Annotated in this window: 15 protein-coding genes; 9 read left to right on the forward strand and 6 right to left on the reverse strand. The window is 56.3% G+C overall.

Going from position 1 to position 16,157, the window contains the following annotated elements; all coding sequences use genetic code 11:
- Positions 1-40 precede the first annotated feature (40 nt).
- From Q0239_RS13420 to Q0239_RS13435, 4 genes are read left to right on the forward strand one after another with little or no spacing between them, the layout of a single operon-like run.
- Positions 41-376, forward strand: a complete 336-nt coding sequence (locus Q0239_RS13420; RefSeq protein ID WP_298603692.1) for a rhodanese-like domain-containing protein — start codon at positions 41-43, stop codon at positions 374-376.
- 11 nt (positions 377-387) lie between these two features.
- On the forward strand, positions 388-1,419 hold the full coding sequence (locus tag Q0239_RS13425; protein ID WP_298603694.1) for an efflux RND transporter periplasmic adaptor subunit: 1,032 nt from the start codon (positions 388-390) through the stop codon (positions 1,417-1,419).
- Positions 1,416-4,622 (forward strand): efflux RND transporter permease subunit, encoded by a 3,207-nt coding sequence (locus Q0239_RS13430; protein ID WP_298603696.1) that lies wholly within the window; start codon positions 1,416-1,418, stop codon positions 4,620-4,622. Before Q0239_RS13425 ends, Q0239_RS13430 begins: the two co-directional genes overlap by 4 nt.
- Complete coding sequence (locus Q0239_RS13435) at positions 4,619-4,951, forward strand: helix-turn-helix transcriptional regulator (protein WP_298603698.1); 333 nt, start codon at positions 4,619-4,621, stop codon at positions 4,949-4,951. The genes Q0239_RS13430 and Q0239_RS13435 overlap by 4 nt, the downstream gene beginning before the upstream one ends.
- A gap of 25 nt (positions 4,952-4,976) precedes the next feature.
- On the opposite strand, the gene Q0239_RS13440 is transcribed toward Q0239_RS13435, so the two are convergent.
- The 5 genes from Q0239_RS13440 to Q0239_RS13460 all read right to left on the reverse strand — a co-directional run bounded on the left by Q0239_RS13440 (position 4,977) and on the right by Q0239_RS13460 (position 9,164).
- The gene (locus Q0239_RS13440) at positions 4,977-5,342 is read right to left on the reverse strand and encodes a helix-turn-helix transcriptional regulator (RefSeq protein ID WP_298603700.1); all 366 of its coding nucleotides are present in this window, start codon (positions 5,340-5,342) and stop codon (positions 4,977-4,979) included.
- On the reverse strand, positions 5,339-5,962 hold the full coding sequence (locus Q0239_RS13445; protein WP_298603720.1) for a peroxiredoxin: 624 nt from the start codon (positions 5,960-5,962) through the stop codon (positions 5,339-5,341). Before Q0239_RS13445 ends, Q0239_RS13440 begins: the two co-directional genes overlap by 4 nt.
- A gap of 332 nt (positions 5,963-6,294) precedes the next feature.
- Positions 6,295-6,405 carry a cytochrome bd-I oxidase subunit CydX gene (cydX, locus tag Q0239_RS13450; RefSeq protein ID WP_298603702.1) on the reverse strand — a complete coding sequence of 37 codons (111 nt, stop codon included), beginning with the start codon at positions 6,403-6,405 and terminating at the stop codon, positions 6,295-6,297.
- 17 nt (positions 6,406-6,422) lie between these two features.
- On the reverse strand, positions 6,423-7,571 hold the full coding sequence (gene cydB, locus Q0239_RS13455) for a cytochrome d ubiquinol oxidase subunit II (RefSeq protein ID WP_298603722.1): 1,149 nt from the start codon (positions 7,569-7,571) through the stop codon (positions 6,423-6,425).
- Positions 7,572-7,583: 12 nt separating this feature from the next.
- Positions 7,584-9,164, reverse strand: coding sequence for a cytochrome ubiquinol oxidase subunit I (locus tag Q0239_RS13460; RefSeq protein WP_298603704.1), 1,581 nt, complete (start codon positions 9,162-9,164; stop codon positions 7,584-7,586).
- A gap of 120 nt (positions 9,165-9,284) precedes the next feature.
- Between Q0239_RS13460 and Q0239_RS13465 the strand changes: the two genes are divergently transcribed.
- The 5 genes from Q0239_RS13465 to Q0239_RS13485 all read left to right on the forward strand — a co-directional run bounded on the left by Q0239_RS13465 (position 9,285) and on the right by Q0239_RS13485 (position 14,701).
- Positions 9,285-10,904 (forward strand): ABC transporter ATP-binding protein/permease, encoded by a 1,620-nt coding sequence (locus tag Q0239_RS13465; protein WP_298603706.1) that lies wholly within the window; start codon positions 9,285-9,287, stop codon positions 10,902-10,904.
- A 5-nt stretch (positions 10,905-10,909) separates the two neighbouring features.
- On the forward strand, positions 10,910-12,496 hold the full coding sequence (locus tag Q0239_RS13470) for an amino acid ABC transporter ATP-binding/permease protein (protein WP_298603708.1): 1,587 nt from the start codon (positions 10,910-10,912) through the stop codon (positions 12,494-12,496).
- Positions 12,497-12,600: 104 nt separating this feature from the next.
- Positions 12,601-13,230 carry a peroxiredoxin gene (locus Q0239_RS13475; RefSeq protein WP_298603710.1) on the forward strand — a complete coding sequence of 210 codons (630 nt, stop codon included), beginning with the start codon at positions 12,601-12,603 and terminating at the stop codon, positions 13,228-13,230.
- 107 nt (positions 13,231-13,337) lie between these two features.
- The gene (locus Q0239_RS13480; RefSeq protein WP_298603712.1) at positions 13,338-13,850 is read left to right on the forward strand and encodes a DoxX family protein; all 513 of its coding nucleotides are present in this window, start codon (positions 13,338-13,340) and stop codon (positions 13,848-13,850) included.
- Between the two features lie 185 nt (positions 13,851-14,035).
- The gene (locus tag Q0239_RS13485) at positions 14,036-14,701 is read left to right on the forward strand and encodes a hypothetical protein (protein ID WP_298603714.1); all 666 of its coding nucleotides are present in this window, start codon (positions 14,036-14,038) and stop codon (positions 14,699-14,701) included.
- 412 nt (positions 14,702-15,113) lie between these two features.
- On the opposite strand, the gene Q0239_RS13490 is transcribed toward Q0239_RS13485, so the two are convergent.
- Positions 15,114-16,013, reverse strand: coding sequence for a LysR family transcriptional regulator (locus tag Q0239_RS13490; RefSeq protein WP_298603716.1), 900 nt, complete (start codon positions 16,011-16,013; stop codon positions 15,114-15,116).
- Positions 16,014-16,157 lie beyond the last annotated feature (144 nt).

The raw sequence follows: 16,157 nt of genomic DNA on the forward strand, positions 1-16,157 counted from the left end.
AAACGATATATGCAATATACAAATTGATTTGGAGGTTCCCATGTTCGGTTTCGGCGGCAACAAACATAAGGAAATCAGTGCGACAGAGCTCTCTGCAATGCTGAAAGACGATGCTGTTTTGTTGGTAGACGTCCGGGAAGTCGACGAATTTTCCGATGGCCATATCGCAGGCGCGATCAACATGCCGCTGTCCCGCTTTCAGGCTTCACTTATCCCTGACGCCGGCGGCAAGACCGTCGTGCTCCAATGCGCGGGCGGCAAGCGATCGGCCATGGCACTCGACAAATGCGCGTCGGCACAGGCCGCCATTGAAACGCATCTTGCGGGCGGCATTGGCGCGTGGAAGTCTGCTGGCCTCCCTATTGTTCGCGGTTGAGGAGTAACCCGATGCGTAGCCGTTCCTATCTGTCGTTGCTGTTAGCCTTGACCCTACCGCTTGCAGCCTGCGGCGGCGAGCAGGCAACAACACCGAAAGCCGAAGCCGCCAAAGGTGGTGAAAGATTGCTGCTGAAAGCCATGCCGATGGCGGATATGAAAGCGGTTGGTGCCGAAATTACGACCCGCGACATGGCCGAAGCAACGGTGCGCATCCCCGGCATTTTGCAAAGCCTGACTGTACGTGAAGGCGACATGGTCAAAAAGGGCCAGAGGATCGGAATGGTGGTCGACTCCCGGCTTGGATATGAATCCGCAGCCTTTGGTGCGCAGATTGCGGCGGCACAGGCGGAAGCGGGCCGTGCGCAAGCCGAACTGGAACGCATCCGCTATCTCTACAACCAGAATGTTTATGCCAAAGCGCGTCTCGAACAGGCCGAAGCCGCTGCCCGCGCTGCCAATGCGCAGGTGGCCGCTGCCCGTGCACAGCAAGGGGCCGTCTCAAGTGTTGCCGGGCAGGGCGCGATTATAGCGCCTGCATCTGGCCGGGTTCTGCGTGCCGATGTGCCGCAAGGCTCTGCGGTTGCGCCCGGCGTTTCGGTTGCCACGATTACTGCAGGCGATCCAATTGTGCGGCTCGACCTTCCCGAATCATTGGTAGACAAAATCCGTGTTGGTGCGCGGATTTCTCTTGCCGATCCTGATATGCCCTCCGGGTCGCTCGTCGGGCAGGTGGTGCAGGTTTATCCTGCCATCGCCGGGGGCCGGGTGCGTGTGGATGCCACCGTTTCCGGCCTCGCTACTATCTCGGTCGGGCGCCGCGTCAGCGCGACTGTTGAGGTTGGGCAACGCAATGCCATTGTCGTTCCACGCAAATTTGTCTCAACCCGTTATGGCATGGACTATGTCGATGTCGTCGCCAAGGATGGTGCGCTATCGAGCGTTCCGGTGCAGCTTGCGCCCGCCGCCGACGCTGGAATGGTCGAGATATTGAGCGGCGTCGGTGAAGGCGACACGCTCTATACTGCGGGTAGCAGAAAATGAATCTGGGCATATCGGGGCGGCTGACCCGCGCAACGATAACTTCTCCGCTGACGCCGCTGTTCCTGCTGGCGTCGATTGCTGTCGGGCTGCTCGCCTTGATGGCGATTCCGCGCGAGGAAGAACCCCAAATCAGTGTTCCGATGGTCGATATCCAGGTGATGGCCCCAGGCCTTGCGGCACCCGATGCGGTTGAGTTGGTCGGCATTCCCCTCGAAACCATTGTCAAGAGCGTCGACGGTGTCGAGCATGTCTATACGCAGGCTGAAGATGATGGCGTGATGGTGACCGCGCGTTTCCTTGTCGGATCTGACCCGGAAGATGCCGCCATCCGCATTAACGAGAAACTGCAGGCCAATTGGGACCGCATCCCTGTAGGCATACCCGACCCCAAGGTGACAGTGCGCGGGATAAATGACGTGCCAATTGTGGTCCTGACATTGACGCCCAAACCCGGCGCGGTCGGCCAATGGTCCGATCAGGCACTCTATGAGCTTGCGGGCAAGTTGCGCACCGAAATCGCCAAGGTCGACAATGTCGGCCTGACATTTATCACAGGCGGTCGTCCCGACGAAGTGCGTATCCAGCCTGATCCGGCTAGGCTCAGCCAATATGGCGTGCCCCTAGGCAGCGTTATCGAAGCGGCTGGACAGGCGAACCGATCCTTTCCGGTTGGAACGATACGCGAGGGTGGCAAGGCCATGTCGGTTTCTGCGGGACGCACGCTGACCTCGGCACAGGAAGTCGGGCTTTTGACAGTGCGTTCGGCAACCGGCGCACCCGTCTATCTGCGCGACGTTGCCAATGTCGATCAGGGCCCACGTGAGGATCAGGCGCGCGCGTGGCGCTGGGCCGAGAATGAGGGCAAATGGCATAGTGCCCCTGCGGTCAGTCTGGCTGTTGCAAAGCGCAGCGGCGCCAATGCAGTCGTCCTGTCTGAGTCCATTCTCGAACGGCTTAAACTGATGAAAGGCAGCCTGATACCCGATGGTGTCGAGGTATCGGTAACGCGGAATTATGGCGAAACCGCGAACGAAAAAGCCAACGAACTGCTGTTTCACCTCGCGCTGGCGACAATCTCGATCGTTGCGTTGATCGGCTTTGCCATTGGCTGGCGTGAGGCGGGTGTAACGGCAGTTGTCATCCCGACCACGATCTTGCTCACCATGTTCGCATCAAACCTGATGGGCTTTACCATTAACCGCGTCAGCCTGTTTGCACTGATTTTCTCGATCGGCATATTGGTCGATGACGCCATTGTCATGATCGAGAATATCGCCCGGCATTGGGCGATGGACGATGACCGCAGCCGCATCGATGCAGCGGTCGAAGCCGTCGCCGAAGTGGGCAACCCGACAATTGTCGCGACGCTGACCGTTGTCGTCGCGCTATTACCCATGTTGTTCGTTTCGGGTCTAATGGGACCCTATATGGCCCCGATTCCGGTCAACGCTTCGGCAGCGATGGTCTTTTCATTCTTTGTCGCGGTTGTAATCGCGCCGTGGCTGATGATCCGCTTCGCTCGCAAAACGCTTGAAGGTGGCCATGGCCATGCAGAGGATGGCGGGAAGCTGGGCGTTGCCTATGCAAAGGTTGCGCATCGCATTATCGACACCAAAAAGTCGGCCAAGACCTTCCTGATATGGGTTGGGGTAGCGACGCTGCTGGCTTGCTCGATGTTCTACTTCAAAGCCGTGACGGTGAAACTCCTGCCCTTTGACAACAAGTCCGAGGTTCAGGTGGTGGTCGACATGCCCGAGGGAACCGCGCTGGAGAACACGGCACGGGTTTTGGAAGATGTGGCCGCCGTCACCCGCTCTCTGCCCGAAACGGTTTCGATGGAGGCTTATGCGGGCACCTCTGCGCCGTTCAATTTCAACGGCCTGGTGCGCCACTATTTCCTGAGGGCACGCCCGGAAATGGGTGATGTCATGGTCACGCTCGCCCCCAAGGATGATCGCGATCGCTCAAGCCATGATGTCGCTCTTGATCTGCGCGAGAAGCTGAAGACATTGAAGCTGCCTGCAGGCGCTTCGATCAAGGTCGTCGAAACGCCGCCGGGGCCTCCGGTGATGGCGACGCTGCTTGCCGAAATTTACGGCCCCGATGCCGAAACCCGTCGCAAGACTGCACTGGAGGTCGAAAAGATCTTTAAGTCGGTTCCCTATATTGTCGATGTCGACAACAGTTTTGGTGCTCAGCGGCCCAGATTGCGGCTGATCCCGGAGCGCGACCGGATCGACTATTACGGGCTATCGGAACGGCAGATCAACGACAGCATCGGAGCACTGCTTGGCAGCCAGACGGTCGGCTATGTGCCGCGCGGCGACGGACGCTCACCCCTGCCGATCACGGTCGCGTTGCCACAATCTGCGCGATCCTGGACGTCGACCTTGGCCTCTACTCCGGTAGCCCAGGCCCCAAATGGTGGGTTGATTGAGCTTGGAGCAGTGGTCAGCGCTCAAAATGATCAAGGCAGCCACAACATCTTCCGCCGCGATGGGCGCTCGGCCGACATGGTGCTCGCCGAACTGGCGGGCGATTATGAGGCACCGATTTACGGCATGCTCGCTGTCAACAGGGCGATTGACGAGGTTGATTGGGCCGCCAAGGGATTGGTGAAGCCGGTAATCAGTCTGAACGGTCAGCCCAAGGATGAGGCCACGCCGACACTATTATGGGATGGCGAATGGGAAATCACCTGGGTTACCTTCCGGGATATGGGCGCTGCCTTCATGGTCGCCTTGCTGGGAATATATGTGCTGGTGGTTGCCCAGTTCCGTAGTTTCAAACTACCGCTGGTCATTCTGACACCCGTGCCGCTGACGTTGGTAGGTATCGTGCTAGGTCATATGCTGTTTCAGGCGCCCTTTACCGCCACATCGATGATTGGCTTCATCGCGCTAGCCGGGATTATCGTGCGCAATTCGATTTTGCTGGTCGATTTCATCCGCCATGCTCAGGCTCCGGACAAGCCCTTGCGCCAGGTACTGATCGAAGCCGGTTCCATCCGTTTCAAACCGATCGTGTTAACGGCCGCCGCCGCCATGATCGGCGCGGCAACGATCCTTAGCGACCCGATTTTCCAGGGTCTTGCTATCTCGCTGTTGTTCGGGCTGGCCTCATCAACTTTGCTGACGGTGCTGGTGATCCCGGCAATTTATATTGTGTTACGCGACGACGGAAAGGATACGGCGACGCCATGAACCTTGCAGATCTCCAGATGGCCACGCTGTCACAAAACGCGTCACAGGCTGCCGAATTGCTTAAAGTGCTGGCCAATGAACAACGACTGTTGCTGTTGTGCCGACTGAAGCATGGCGAATGTGCGGTAAACGAATTGGTTGAACTATCCGGCCTGTCTCAATCAAGCGTCTCACAGCATTTGGCTCGCATCAGGGGTAGCGGAGTAGTAGCAACGAGGCGCGACGGAACGACGATCTTCTATCGCCTTGCCAATGAAGACATCAAAGCTATCATCGATATGCTTTGCGACCGCTTTGGTCCGAAAGAAGATGTTTCCAAGGCGGCATAGGGTTACCTTACCCTGCTCACACGGACTAGCTGATTATGCGAGCGAAACCAGCAGCCCCTGCCGTAGGCGGTGGCGGGCTTAAGGGTTGTTTCAAGACCACTTCGTCTAACGCAAGTGCGGCCAGGAAATCTTTCAAAAGCAATATCTTGCTTGGATTGATCCGGTAATGAATCTGCTTGGCCTCGCGGCGGGTCAGCACAAGTTCTGCCTTGCGCAATACCGCCAGTTGCTGGGACAATGCCGGTTGGCCCACGCCGGAATAGGCTTCAAGCTGGCCAACGCTGGACTCGCCCCGGTCATGGAGATTGCCCACCAGGCCAAGCCGGGTCTCATGCCCGAGCACGCGGAACAGTTCGGCAAGCTCTGCGATGTCATGCATAGTGCCGGTCATTTGCTACTGCCTTCGAACTTATAGAACCACAGCGGGTCGCTGGCCCTCTCAGCAAAGGACTGCACGTCTAGCGGCGGCGGTATCAGCGCAGGATCACCTGGATGCCAACCCTCCGGCGTCACCGCGCCGCCCTGATCCACGCGCTGCAAGGCTGCAACGATGCGAAGCATTTCTTCAACGGAACGACCAATTGTCGCCGGATAAGTCGTGACGGCCCGGATTATGCCCTCCGGATCAATATAATAGCTGCTCCGCATCGCCGAAGCATCCTGCGAACGGTCGGAGATCATGCCATAGGCGCGGCCGATGACCAGCGACGGGTCTTCGACAATCGGGAAGTTGAGCGACACGCCCAACCCCTCACGGATCGCGCTGATCCAGCCAAAATGCGAATAAAGACTGTCGACCGATACGGCGATGAGCGCGCAGCCTATGGCGTCAAAGCGATCTTTGGCTTTGGCCAATGCCACAAATTCGCTGGTGCATACCGGCGTGAAATCTGCGGGGTGCGAGAAGAGGACGAGCCATTTGCCTCGAAAATCTGACAGGCTGATATTCCCCTGCGTGCTACGCGCCTGAAAATTCGGCGCGGCATCGCCAATTTGCAGGCTGTGCGCCATATTGTCCGTTACCATAACCTCACTACCCCTAATCACATCTTCTTATTATCATACACATTACTGCAAAAAATGTAACTGTGTAGTTGAAGCTAATGGACTGGGTGGGTCAAGGTTTCGCTTCTTAACGGATCCACTTGGGCACGCCACGCTTGGCCGCCGCTCGGCAGAAGTCGATTGTAGCCCTTGCGTCATGTGCTTGCACCGCAACTTACAAATCGGCCTACAGCTCGGTCGGCAATGGCTTGCGGCTGAACTTATTGCTGTGCGGGCCGTGCTTTGGTCGCGCCCGAACATACAGCAAAGCCGTTAGCACGTCATCCCAAACACACAGATCACAGATTAGGATCCTCATCTTCAGGTAGGCTGAACTCGTGCCACATCCCGTTGATAATGCCGAAGGCGACTGCCAACCCCAAGCCCAATATCCATGCGAAATACCACATTGGCGCAGTTTCCTTGTTCAATAAAAGTCGGGGTTGGTGCGAACGTCCGCGAGTGTGACACGCCCGAAAAGAACCTTCATCACCCAGGCGGTATAGGCCAGCACAAGCGGTAGGAAGATCAACGTCACGGCCAGCATGATGAACAGCGTGAGATGGCTCGACGAAGCGTTCCAAACGGTTAGACTAGACTGCGCGTCAATCGAACTTGGCAGGATGAAGGGGAACATCGACAGTCCGACTGTTGAGATGATACCGATTGTCGCCAAGGAAGAGCCCGCAATCAGCAGATGGTGGCTGCGTTTCGCCATCGCCAACAGAGCGAGCGCAGGGCCTGCAAAGCCAAGCACTGGTGCAATAACCATCCACGGATAGCGGCTGTAATTATCGAGCCATGCGCCGGAGGCGGCGACCGTCTTGACGAACCGCGGATTGGAAGGGCCATTGGGATCTACAACACCTTCGATGCGGAAACCCATGCCATACCAGGCGACCATCGCTCCGCCCGCAGCGAACAACAGGATTGCAACGATCGCTGCTACCGATCCGATCCGGCGGGCGCGATCCATCACCGGGCCAGGTTCGATCTTCACCGACAGCCAACCGGCGCCGTGAAGCACAACCATTGCCACCGACAGCAGACCGGCAAGCAAGGAGAAAGGATGGAACAATCCGATCAGGCTGCCTTCAAAGAAACTGCGTAGGTCGCTGTCAAGACGGAAAGGAGCACCTGTCAGTACATTACCCACGGCAACCCCGAAGACCAGCGCAGGCACCGCCCCACCTATGAACAACGCCCAATCCCAACGGTTGCGCCATGCCGCATCCGGCCGCTTTGAACGATATTTGAATGCGACGGGGCGTAGTATCAGCGCGGCCAAAACCAGAAACATAGCGAGGTAAAAGCCCGAGAAACTGACCGCATATACAAACGGCCATGCGGCAAAAATTGCGCCGCCACCGAGGATGAACCACACTTGATGGCCCTCCCATGTCGGGGCAATACTGTTGATGACCATACGCCGTTCTTCGTCGGTTTTGCCTATGAACGGCATCAGGGTTGCGACGCCCAAATCGTAGCCGTCTGTCAGTGCAAAACCGATCAGCAGCACGCCAAGCAACAGCCACCAGATCAGACGCAGCGTTTCGTAATCAAGGGGAAGTCCCATCATCTTTCTCCCTTATTCTGCAGGCACAGGCGCGTAGCCGACACCGGGCAGGTTGGCGGGCCCGTTGTTGTCATGATGCGGTGCTTCGACGGGCCCCTTGCGGATTGTGGCCAGCATCAAGCGAATTTCGATAACGGCCAGCGTCCCGTAGAGCAGAGTGAAGCCGATTATTGTGGTCCAGATCTGCGCAATGGAGAGCGAGGAAGCCGCGAGGAAAGTCGGCAAGACCCCTTCGACCGCCCAGGGCTGGCGTCCGATTTCTGCCAGGACCCAACCAAATTCGATCGCAAACCATGGTAACGGAATGATGGCTACCGCGAGACGGAGGAACCACTTCCGGTTAAAGCCGCAAGCCGAAGCGCAATAGAAAGCTGCCGCAAAGAAGGCGATGAAGAAGAAACCAAGCCCGGCCATGAAACGGAACAGCCAGAACATCACCGGCACATTGGGTATCGTATCGCGTGCGGCCTGCAAAATCTGGGCATCACTCGCCTGACGCGGATCGCTGATGTAGCGTTTGAGCAGCATTGCATAACCCAGATCAGCCTTATGCCGTTCAAAGGTTTCGCGCGCGGCTATGTCCTCGCGATCAACTTTCAGTTTTTCGACCGCATCATAAGCCAATATGCCTGTGCGAATACGCTCGTCCGCGCGCAGCACCAGTTCGTTGATGCCCTCGACTTCACCAGAAAGGCTGCGGGTCGAGATCAGCCCGAGTACATAGGGAATCTTGACTTCATAATGTGTTTCCTGCGCATCCATGTCGGGAACACCGAAAATGGCCAATCCGGCGGGAGCCGGTTCGGTTTCCCACATCGCCTCGATCGCCGCGAGCTTCATCTTCTGGTTGTCGGTTAACGCATATCCCGATTCATCGCCTAGGACGACAACGGAGAGAGAAGAGGCCAAGCCGAAAGCGGAAGCGACCATCATCGAACGGCGCGCGACACCAACCCATTTGCCTTTGAGCATATACCAGGCGGAAACACCTAGAACGAAGACGGAAGCTGCGACATAACCCGCACTAACGGTATGGACGAATTTTGCCTGGGCAACGGGGTTGAATAAAACCGAATAGAAATCAGTGACTTCCATTCGCATGGTTTCGGGATTGAATTTCGAACCGACCGGATTCTGCATCCAGCCATTGGCAATCAGAATCCAGAGCGCGGAGAGGTTGGAGCCGAGGGCGACCATGAAGGTCACCATCAGATGCTTGACCCGCGACAATTTGTCCCACCCGAAGAACATCAGCCCGACGAAAGTTGCTTCAAGGAAAAAGGCCATCAGCCCTTCAATCGCGAGCGGTGCGCCGAAAATATCGCCGACATAATGCGAATAATAGGACCAGTTGGTCCCAAATTCGAATTCCATCGTTATACCGGTTGCGACCCCGAGTACGAAGTTGATGCCGAATAATTTGCCCCAGAAACGGGTGATCGTCCGCCATATTTCGCGGCCCGTCATCACATAGATGCTCTCCATGATAACAAGGATGAAAGACAGACCGAGCGTGAGCGGAACAAAAAGGAAGTGATACATCGCCGTCAGCGCAAATTGCAGCCGCGACAATTCTACAACTGCCATATCCATCGAATTGCTCCATATACTAGGCACCGCGAGCGATATGCAGGGGAGGCCTTCGACTCAAAAAATGAACTTCATTTATACAAATAATGTATCTATAGAATTGAATTGATGTCAAGCTTCAAAATGCCATCCGATGCTCACCGCAGACATACCACATTGCCCGGCCGTCCGCATATGGCAGCTGTGGGCTGGCGGCTTGCCGATGTGTTTGGTGCTGCAATGTTCGCCACAGGGCTTGCCAACTGCATAAGCGCCGTCGCCGGATCGAGCATCTGGTTCGGTATCGGAACAGCTGTGATGTTGATCGCCGGCGGCGGATTCCTGAGAGCGGTGGCACAATTTTCTGCACGCTATTCAGCACAGAAAGCCGCAACCTCCCACAAGGGGCAGCTGCGTACGCGACTTCATCAAATGCTTTTGGTTTCAGGCACACGGCGCAACCGCCTCATTGGCGAGGATGTGCGCCTGGCGATTGACAATCCAGAAGCCATTGAGGGTCATGTGGCCCGCTACCTTCCTATTAGAGCCGCTGCCACGCTGTCGCCTTTGCTGGTTGCGGTGCTTGTTGCTCCGGCCAGCTGGGTGGCCGCAGCCATCATGCTGGCAACACTGTTGCCCTTTGCACTCGGAATGGCGCTCGCCGGATTCGCCGCGCGCAAAGAATCCGATGCGCAGCTTGCTGCACTTACCCGCATGTCAGGACTGTTCGTCGACCGGGTGCAAAACCTTCCGTCCATTCTTGCTTTTGGCGTTGAGGAGCGGATTGGCCGTCACCTCGGTACCGCGACAAAAGAGGTCGCTGACCGGACAGTCCATGTATTGCGTATCGCCTTTGCCTCCAGCGCGATCATGGAGTTTTTTGCTGCATTGTCGGTCGCGCTGATCGCTGTTTACGCCGGTTTCTCGCTCCTCGGATTGTTACCCTTTCGGGCACCCGAACAACTTGGACTAGCCGAGGCCTTCTTTGCGCTGGTGATGGCGCCGGAATTCTATCTGCCCATTCGCCGTCTGGCGACCGCCTATCATGAAAAACAGCAGGGCGAGTCAGCCGCATTGCGGATCGACGAGGAAGTGGGGCAAATGGATCAGGCGGACAATTCGGCGCAACTCGAAACCATGCCGAAGCAATTGGAGTTACGGAAAGTTGCGCTCCGCTACCCTGATGGACAGAGAATCGGACCGGTCGACTGCCTGTGGCCATCACCCGGTCTGCACATTCTGCATGGCCCGACAGGATCAGGGAAATCGAGCCTGTTGAAAGCTATTGCGGGGTTAATGCCGATAAATCAGGGTGAGCTTGTCGCCGATGGAACGGCGATCAATCCCGCTGCGCTGACTGGCAAGGTTGCATGGGCTGGGCAAACAGTTGCGCTGTTTCGCGGCGATCTGCGCATCAATATTGCCCCATGTGGAACCGAATATAGTGATGAAGCTCTATTGGCACTTGCCGCTCGCCTCGGCCTCGACAGCATGTTTGGGGAGCGAAACGGACTCGACGCCATAATTGATCATAGAGGCTCGGGCCTTTCGGGCGGCGAGCGACGGCGCCTCGGGTTGATGCGCGCCATCGCATCAGGCCGCCCATTGCTGTTGCTCGACGAGCCTACCGCAGATCTTGATGATGTCGCTGCCCGTGCAGTCATTGACCTGTTGTCCGAAGAAGCACAATCCCGGTTGGTCATAGCAGCCACGCACGATGCCCGATTGGTCACGGCAAGCCATTCTGTGCTGGAATTGCAATGATAGAGATGCTTCTCGAAGACTGTGGGAAAGGCCAGCGGGCCGCCAATCGCACCGCAATGGCGCTGTCCATTGCCGGCGCGCTTTCCGGAATTGCCTTATTGGCGCTTTCAGGCTGGTTTTTGACCGGCGCTGCGATTGCAGGTGCAGGCGGGCTCGTCGCGGTGCGCGGCTTCAACTATTTACTACCAAGCGCCGCAATCCGGATGCTGGCGATAACGCGCACCCTCTCCCGCTACGGCGAGCGACTGATCGGCCATAAGGCAGCGTTGCAAACATTGGCGCAATTGCGACCTGCACTGTTTCTCCAATTGGCGAAGCGCGAACCACAAGCCTTATTTGCCGAGCGCAGCGGTGATATCGCCGCCCGCCTTGGCAGCGATGTCGATCGGATCGAAAATGATCTGGTTCACCGGCTGGGCAAACCCGCGAATTGGTGGTCAGCACTGGCGGGAACATGCGGTGTGGTTGCAATGGGCGGTCTGGCATGGTTACCCTGGTTGGTCGCGCTGGCTCTGCTGCGATGGCTTCCCCTCTATTTCGCCCGGGAAAGGATGTTGGCACTTTCTGGCCAATTAGCGGAAAGCTTGTCCGCGCTGCGGGCCGACTATACCGATTATGCCCGCGCGAGTGCTGACATTGCCATTTATGGGCTTGGGCAGCGCGTTGCGCATTCGCTGAACGAGACAGCGAAGGCACATGATGACGCACGTCTGCAATCTACGCGTATCGAAGCGATGGTTCAGTCCGGTCAAACCGCACTGACGGGGGTCATGCTCGCAGCGATGTTCTTGCTGGCCGATGCGCCTGCACCATTACTCGCTCTGGGCGCTCTCGCTGCCTTGGGCGCCGCCGAGACCTGGGGGCAATTGGTGATGGGTGACCTTCGGGAAACCGAACGGGCGGACGCTATAGTCAGGCTTGAAGCGTTACTTGCTTTACCCGTTCGAACCGTAGAGGACGAAACGCCCATTTCAGCCGCCCCGACGCTGGAATTTGTCAGTGGGAATAGTCGCTTAATCGTCGGGCCGGGTGAACGGCTGTTACTCGACGGGCCGTCCGGAGCTGGTAAAACACGGCTTGCAGCAATGCTGGGTGGGCTTCGTGTCGATGCACCCGAAACATTGCTAATCGACGGCATCGATGCGCGCACCCTGCCGCTAGACATCTTACAGCAAATATCAGCCCCAGCAATGCAAGAGCCTGGCCTGATCGCCGGTTCGGTTGCCGACAATCTGCGCATGGCACGGCCGGGCATAAGCGAAGCCGATATGTGGCAGGCGCTCGATACGGCCTGTGCTTCAGACTTTGTGCGGGAGCTTCCTGACGGGCTCTGCCAATGGCTTGGCGAAAGTGGTGCACGGCTTTCCGGAGGGCAGCAAAGGCGAATCGCTCTGGCACGCGCGCTGCTGGCGAAACGACCCTGGCTGGTACTTGATGAGCCGAGCGAAGGTCTTGACGCCGAGACAGAGGCCCGCCTGATCGATCAGCTGGATCGGTGGCTGGCCTGTAGCAACACCGGGCTAATTCTGATCAGCCACCGGCCAATGATGGCCGCGCTGGCGGTGAAGCGATTGCAAATCGGCAATCGCTGACACCCATTCAAACATTCACTTACATTAATCGATATATTGTATTTGCAATTATGTGTCGTGAGTGGCAATTCCAGTTCATCGAAATTCTAGAAAAGGAATTGCAAATGTCTCTCCATATTGGCGATATCGCCCCCGATTTCACCGTCGACACCCAGGTAGGCAAAATCAGCCTGCACGATTGGGCTGGTGACAGTTGGGTCTTTTTCTTCAGCCATCCTGCCGACTTCACCCCGGTCTGCACGACCGAGATGGGGCGCACGGCGCAATTGGCTGATGAGTTTGCAAAGCGCGATGTGAAGCCGCTCGGCCTTTCGACCGACTCGGTTGAAGAACATCTTGAGTGGATTGCCGACGTCAACGACACCCAGCACACCAACCTCACCTTCCCCATTGTCGCGGATACCGATCTGGCCATTGCCAAGACCTATGAAATGATCCACCCCGATCAGAGCGAAACGGCGGCTGTGCGTTCGGTGTTCATCATCGACCCGAAAAAGAAGATCCGCCTGACCATGACATACCCGATGAGCGTTGGACGGAATTTTGACGAAATCCTTCGCGTCATCGACGCACTGCAGCTGAGCGATGCCAAACGCATTGCAACCCCTGCGGATTGGACCCCGGGCAAGGATGTCATCATCCCACCATCAATCGCCAATGAAGAAGCCGCGACCCTGTTCCCGCAAGGTTGGGTCGAACATCGCCCCTATCTGCGCACCGTAAACGTCAAATAAACTTCGACTGGCTTTGCCAGTTCGATGACCGCAGGGCCCGGACGCCACCTCCTCCTGTCCGGGCCCTGCATTTGCAATCCGCTATCAACCGTTAATCGGTTAACTGAATGACCGTCAGCCGCAATATCGGTTTTCTCAATCTACCCTCAGGCGCTAACGGGCAGTGGGGAGGGATCGGGACAATGTTGAGGAAATTTGAATCATTGATGGAGCCTGGTGAGCGGGTGAAGGCCCTTGCAGACCCGATATTCCGGTTCTTGACGAGCTTGATCTTCATCATCGGCGGGCTGGGACATTTCGGCAGATCGAACGAAATGCTGGCGCGAATGGACGAATCCCCTTGGCGCGACACAATAAACGCATTTGGCGATCCAATCTGGTTGCTTTGGCTATCTGGAGGCGTGTTCGTTGCGGTAGGGACAACACTAGCGCTGGGCTGTATGACGCGCCTGTCCGCCATCGCACTGTTTGCAACGTTGGCCCCGATTACCGTCACAATTCATTTCGCGCCGGGCCATGTGGGGCCACTTTTCAAGAACGTGGCGATCCTTGGCGCGCTCATGTTGATTTTCGCTCATGGGCCAGGTCATTATGCACTGGACAGCCGGCCTCGAAAATGAACCGTCAACGTGCATATTCATCTTGGCCTGTTTCGGTGTGTACATGATAGGACCGAAATAAGATCTTGCGTCCCAACTTGCGGAAGAATGTCATGCTATCAATAATTCGAACCGGGATCGTAATTGTTTCCCTCGGCTTGGCGTCGTCGCATTTGAGCGCCGAGCCGACGCAAATTGCTGTGAGGGTGATCAGCGCGGATGCCAAGTTCGTTGGCGACAGCATGGGTGGGGCAGCGGTGACATTACGCGATGTCCGTACCGGCAGACTTCTCGTTCAGGGCAAGACCAAGGGCGGAACCGGCGACACCAAGAAAATCATGGAAGCGAACGGGCGTAGCCCGTTGCGCTCGACACCCGATGCTGCTGCTTTCCTTACGGCGATCGATATTGATCGACCCACGCTTGTCGAAGCGATCATAACAGGGCCGAACGCAAAACCGCAATCAGCGGTGACAGTCCGGTCGCAACGCTGGTTCTTGCCTGGCAAGGACCTGACGATTGGCGATGGCTGGACTATCGAATTGCCAGGGCTCGCGATAACTCCGCAGATAGCCCGAAAGGATGAGGGACTCTGGGTTGACGCCAAAGTGGAATTGATGTGCGGCTGTCCGATTTCACCGGGAGGTCTCTGGGATGCAGCCGAATATGAAGTGGAAGCGACCGTCTGGAAAGGCAGCAGGCTGCTCGGCTCTGCACCGCTAGCTTTCATCGAAGCGCCCGGTCGTTTCGCTGGCACAATCGCGACGCCAGCCAAAGGCCGATACCGGGTCGTCTTGTTCGCGCGAAACCGTAAAACCGGGAATAGCGGGGTTGCGGAACTGGACTGGAAGTTCATCGATCACAGCCGATAAGGCATTTTGACGAGCACGATAGGCACGACCGTGTTGCAGTGATTTCCCGGAACCATGCTATGGGAAATTAAATATAAAAACCGAGATATGCTTGGCCGAGCCGGAATCGCATTTCCAGCCTATGTATTTGTTATCGCATTATTAATAAAACCAGTAATCGCGCGCGTACCACCAAAGATACCAGCATTTGTCGGCAATGGGCATGGATGGCGAAGGCATATACGGGGCGTGGTAGAGCCATTTTAGTTCTCTGAAATTTGCGCCTACAGTTTGCTGAAAGCGGGATGGCGGCAAAAAGCCCCCGAATCGCGATTGCATTCAAAATGGTTGCGCTGGCATGGGTGTGACTTCAGGGGGGCATCTTCCAAGATCGAGCCAGCGGCGTCCAACAACTTTTCTGGTCGTTTAGGTGCTAGCTCGGAGGGACTAACTCATTGCGCATCTCTGACACCAAATGCTGAAGCCAATTTTTTCCGGCTAGTACGCGAGAAAGCGTTTCATTATCCTTGTGAGTAACGAGCCAAAGGCTTCGCGTAATTTCAATATCTGGTATAATTCTTTGTAGTCCGGGATAGGATCCGGCGATGAAGCAAGGAAGGACACCAACTCCCGCACCTGACTCGATGAAGCGCAGTTGCGCAATAATGCTTGTCGATTTAATGGTGGCCACCAAGGAAGGGTCGTATTCTTCCAAGAATTGCAGTTCCGGTGCATAAAGTAGATCCGGGACATAGCCAACGATCCTATGTCCGGTGGCTAGGTCGGACAAAGTTTCCGGATTGCCAAAGCGTTTAAGATAGGTTGGAGACGCGTAAAGGCGCAAAGTGTAATCAGTCAATTTTTTGGCCCTTATGGGACCACTCCGCGGCTTTGAAAGAAGAATTGCAATGTCAGCTTCCCTCTTGGAAGGACTTAGGAAGCCGCTGCCGGAAACGAGCTCCAATTGCAGTCGCGGGTTCTTTTCAATGAATTTCTGCGCATGCATTGACAAAAGCCACCCACCGAATCCCTCCGAAACACTTATTCTGAGATTACCGAAAGGCCCGGTTTTGGAATGCTTTAACTCATCAATATTTTCGGCGGCACTAGCCATGAGCTCTACGGCTTCGAGCAGTTTTTCCCCGGCCTCGGTCAATATTTGTCCAGTGCGAGTTTTCTCGAAAAGCGTTTGATCTAACCTGCGTTCAAGTCGTTTCACGCGACGACTGATTGTCGTTGCATCGACACCTAAATTGGCGGCAGCTCGCGCCAACTGCCCTGAAAGCGCCACCGCGAGAAATGCTTGATAGTCGTTCCAATTTTGAACCTGCATAATTGCAGGTTAGATACCATGTAATTCCTGTTGCCTGCAATAATATATTGCATCATTCTTCAGCATCACTCGTTCTACGGACTTTTTATATGCGTCAGATAGATCATTTTCTTGTGGGCGGTGCGCCTGCGGCTACGCGGTTCA

Origin of the sequence: uncultured Sphingorhabdus sp. (assembly GCF_937872355.1) — a bacterium.
Lineage (GTDB): Bacteria > Pseudomonadota > Alphaproteobacteria > Sphingomonadales > Sphingomonadaceae > Sphingorhabdus_B.

Bases quoted from the DNA above. Each gene is read 5' to 3' on its own strand.
- Q0239_RS13470 (WP_298603708.1), top strand. From the start codon at position 10,910: ATGCTTCTCGAAGACTGTGGGAAAGGCCAGCGGGCCGCCAATCGCACC.
- Q0239_RS13420 (WP_298603692.1), top strand. From the start codon at position 41: ATGTTCGGTTTCGGCGGCAACAAACATAAGGAAATCAGTGCGACAGAG.
- Q0239_RS13465 (WP_298603706.1), top strand. From the start codon at position 9,285: ATGCCATCCGATGCTCACCGCAGACATACCACATTGCCCGGCCGTCCG.
- Q0239_RS13445 (WP_298603720.1), bottom strand. From the start codon at position 5,962: ATGGCGCACAGCCTGCAAATTGGCGATGCCGCGCCGAATTTTCAGGCG.
- Q0239_RS13435 (WP_298603698.1), top strand. From the start codon at position 4,619: ATGAACCTTGCAGATCTCCAGATGGCCACGCTGTCACAAAACGCGTCA.
- Q0239_RS13460 (WP_298603704.1), bottom strand. From the start codon at position 9,164: ATGGATATGGCAGTTGTAGAATTGTCGCGGCTGCAATTTGCGCTGACG.
- Q0239_RS13425 (WP_298603694.1), top strand. From the start codon at position 388: ATGCGTAGCCGTTCCTATCTGTCGTTGCTGTTAGCCTTGACCCTACCG.
- Q0239_RS13480 (WP_298603712.1), top strand. From the start codon at position 13,338: ATGACCGTCAGCCGCAATATCGGTTTTCTCAATCTACCCTCAGGCGCT.
- Q0239_RS13430 (WP_298603696.1), top strand. From the start codon at position 1,416: ATGAATCTGGGCATATCGGGGCGGCTGACCCGCGCAACGATAACTTCT.
- Q0239_RS13440 (WP_298603700.1), bottom strand. From the start codon at position 5,342: ATGACCGGCACTATGCATGACATCGCAGAGCTTGCCGAACTGTTCCGC.
- Q0239_RS13490 (WP_298603716.1), bottom strand. From the start codon at position 16,013: ATGCAGGTTCAAAATTGGAACGACTATCAAGCATTTCTCGCGGTGGCG.
- Q0239_RS13475 (WP_298603710.1), top strand. From the start codon at position 12,601: ATGTCTCTCCATATTGGCGATATCGCCCCCGATTTCACCGTCGACACC.
- cydX (WP_298603702.1), bottom strand. From the start codon at position 6,405: ATGTGGTATTTCGCATGGATATTGGGCTTGGGGTTGGCAGTCGCCTTC.
- cydB (WP_298603722.1), bottom strand. From the start codon at position 7,571: ATGGGACTTCCCCTTGATTACGAAACGCTGCGTCTGATCTGGTGGCTG.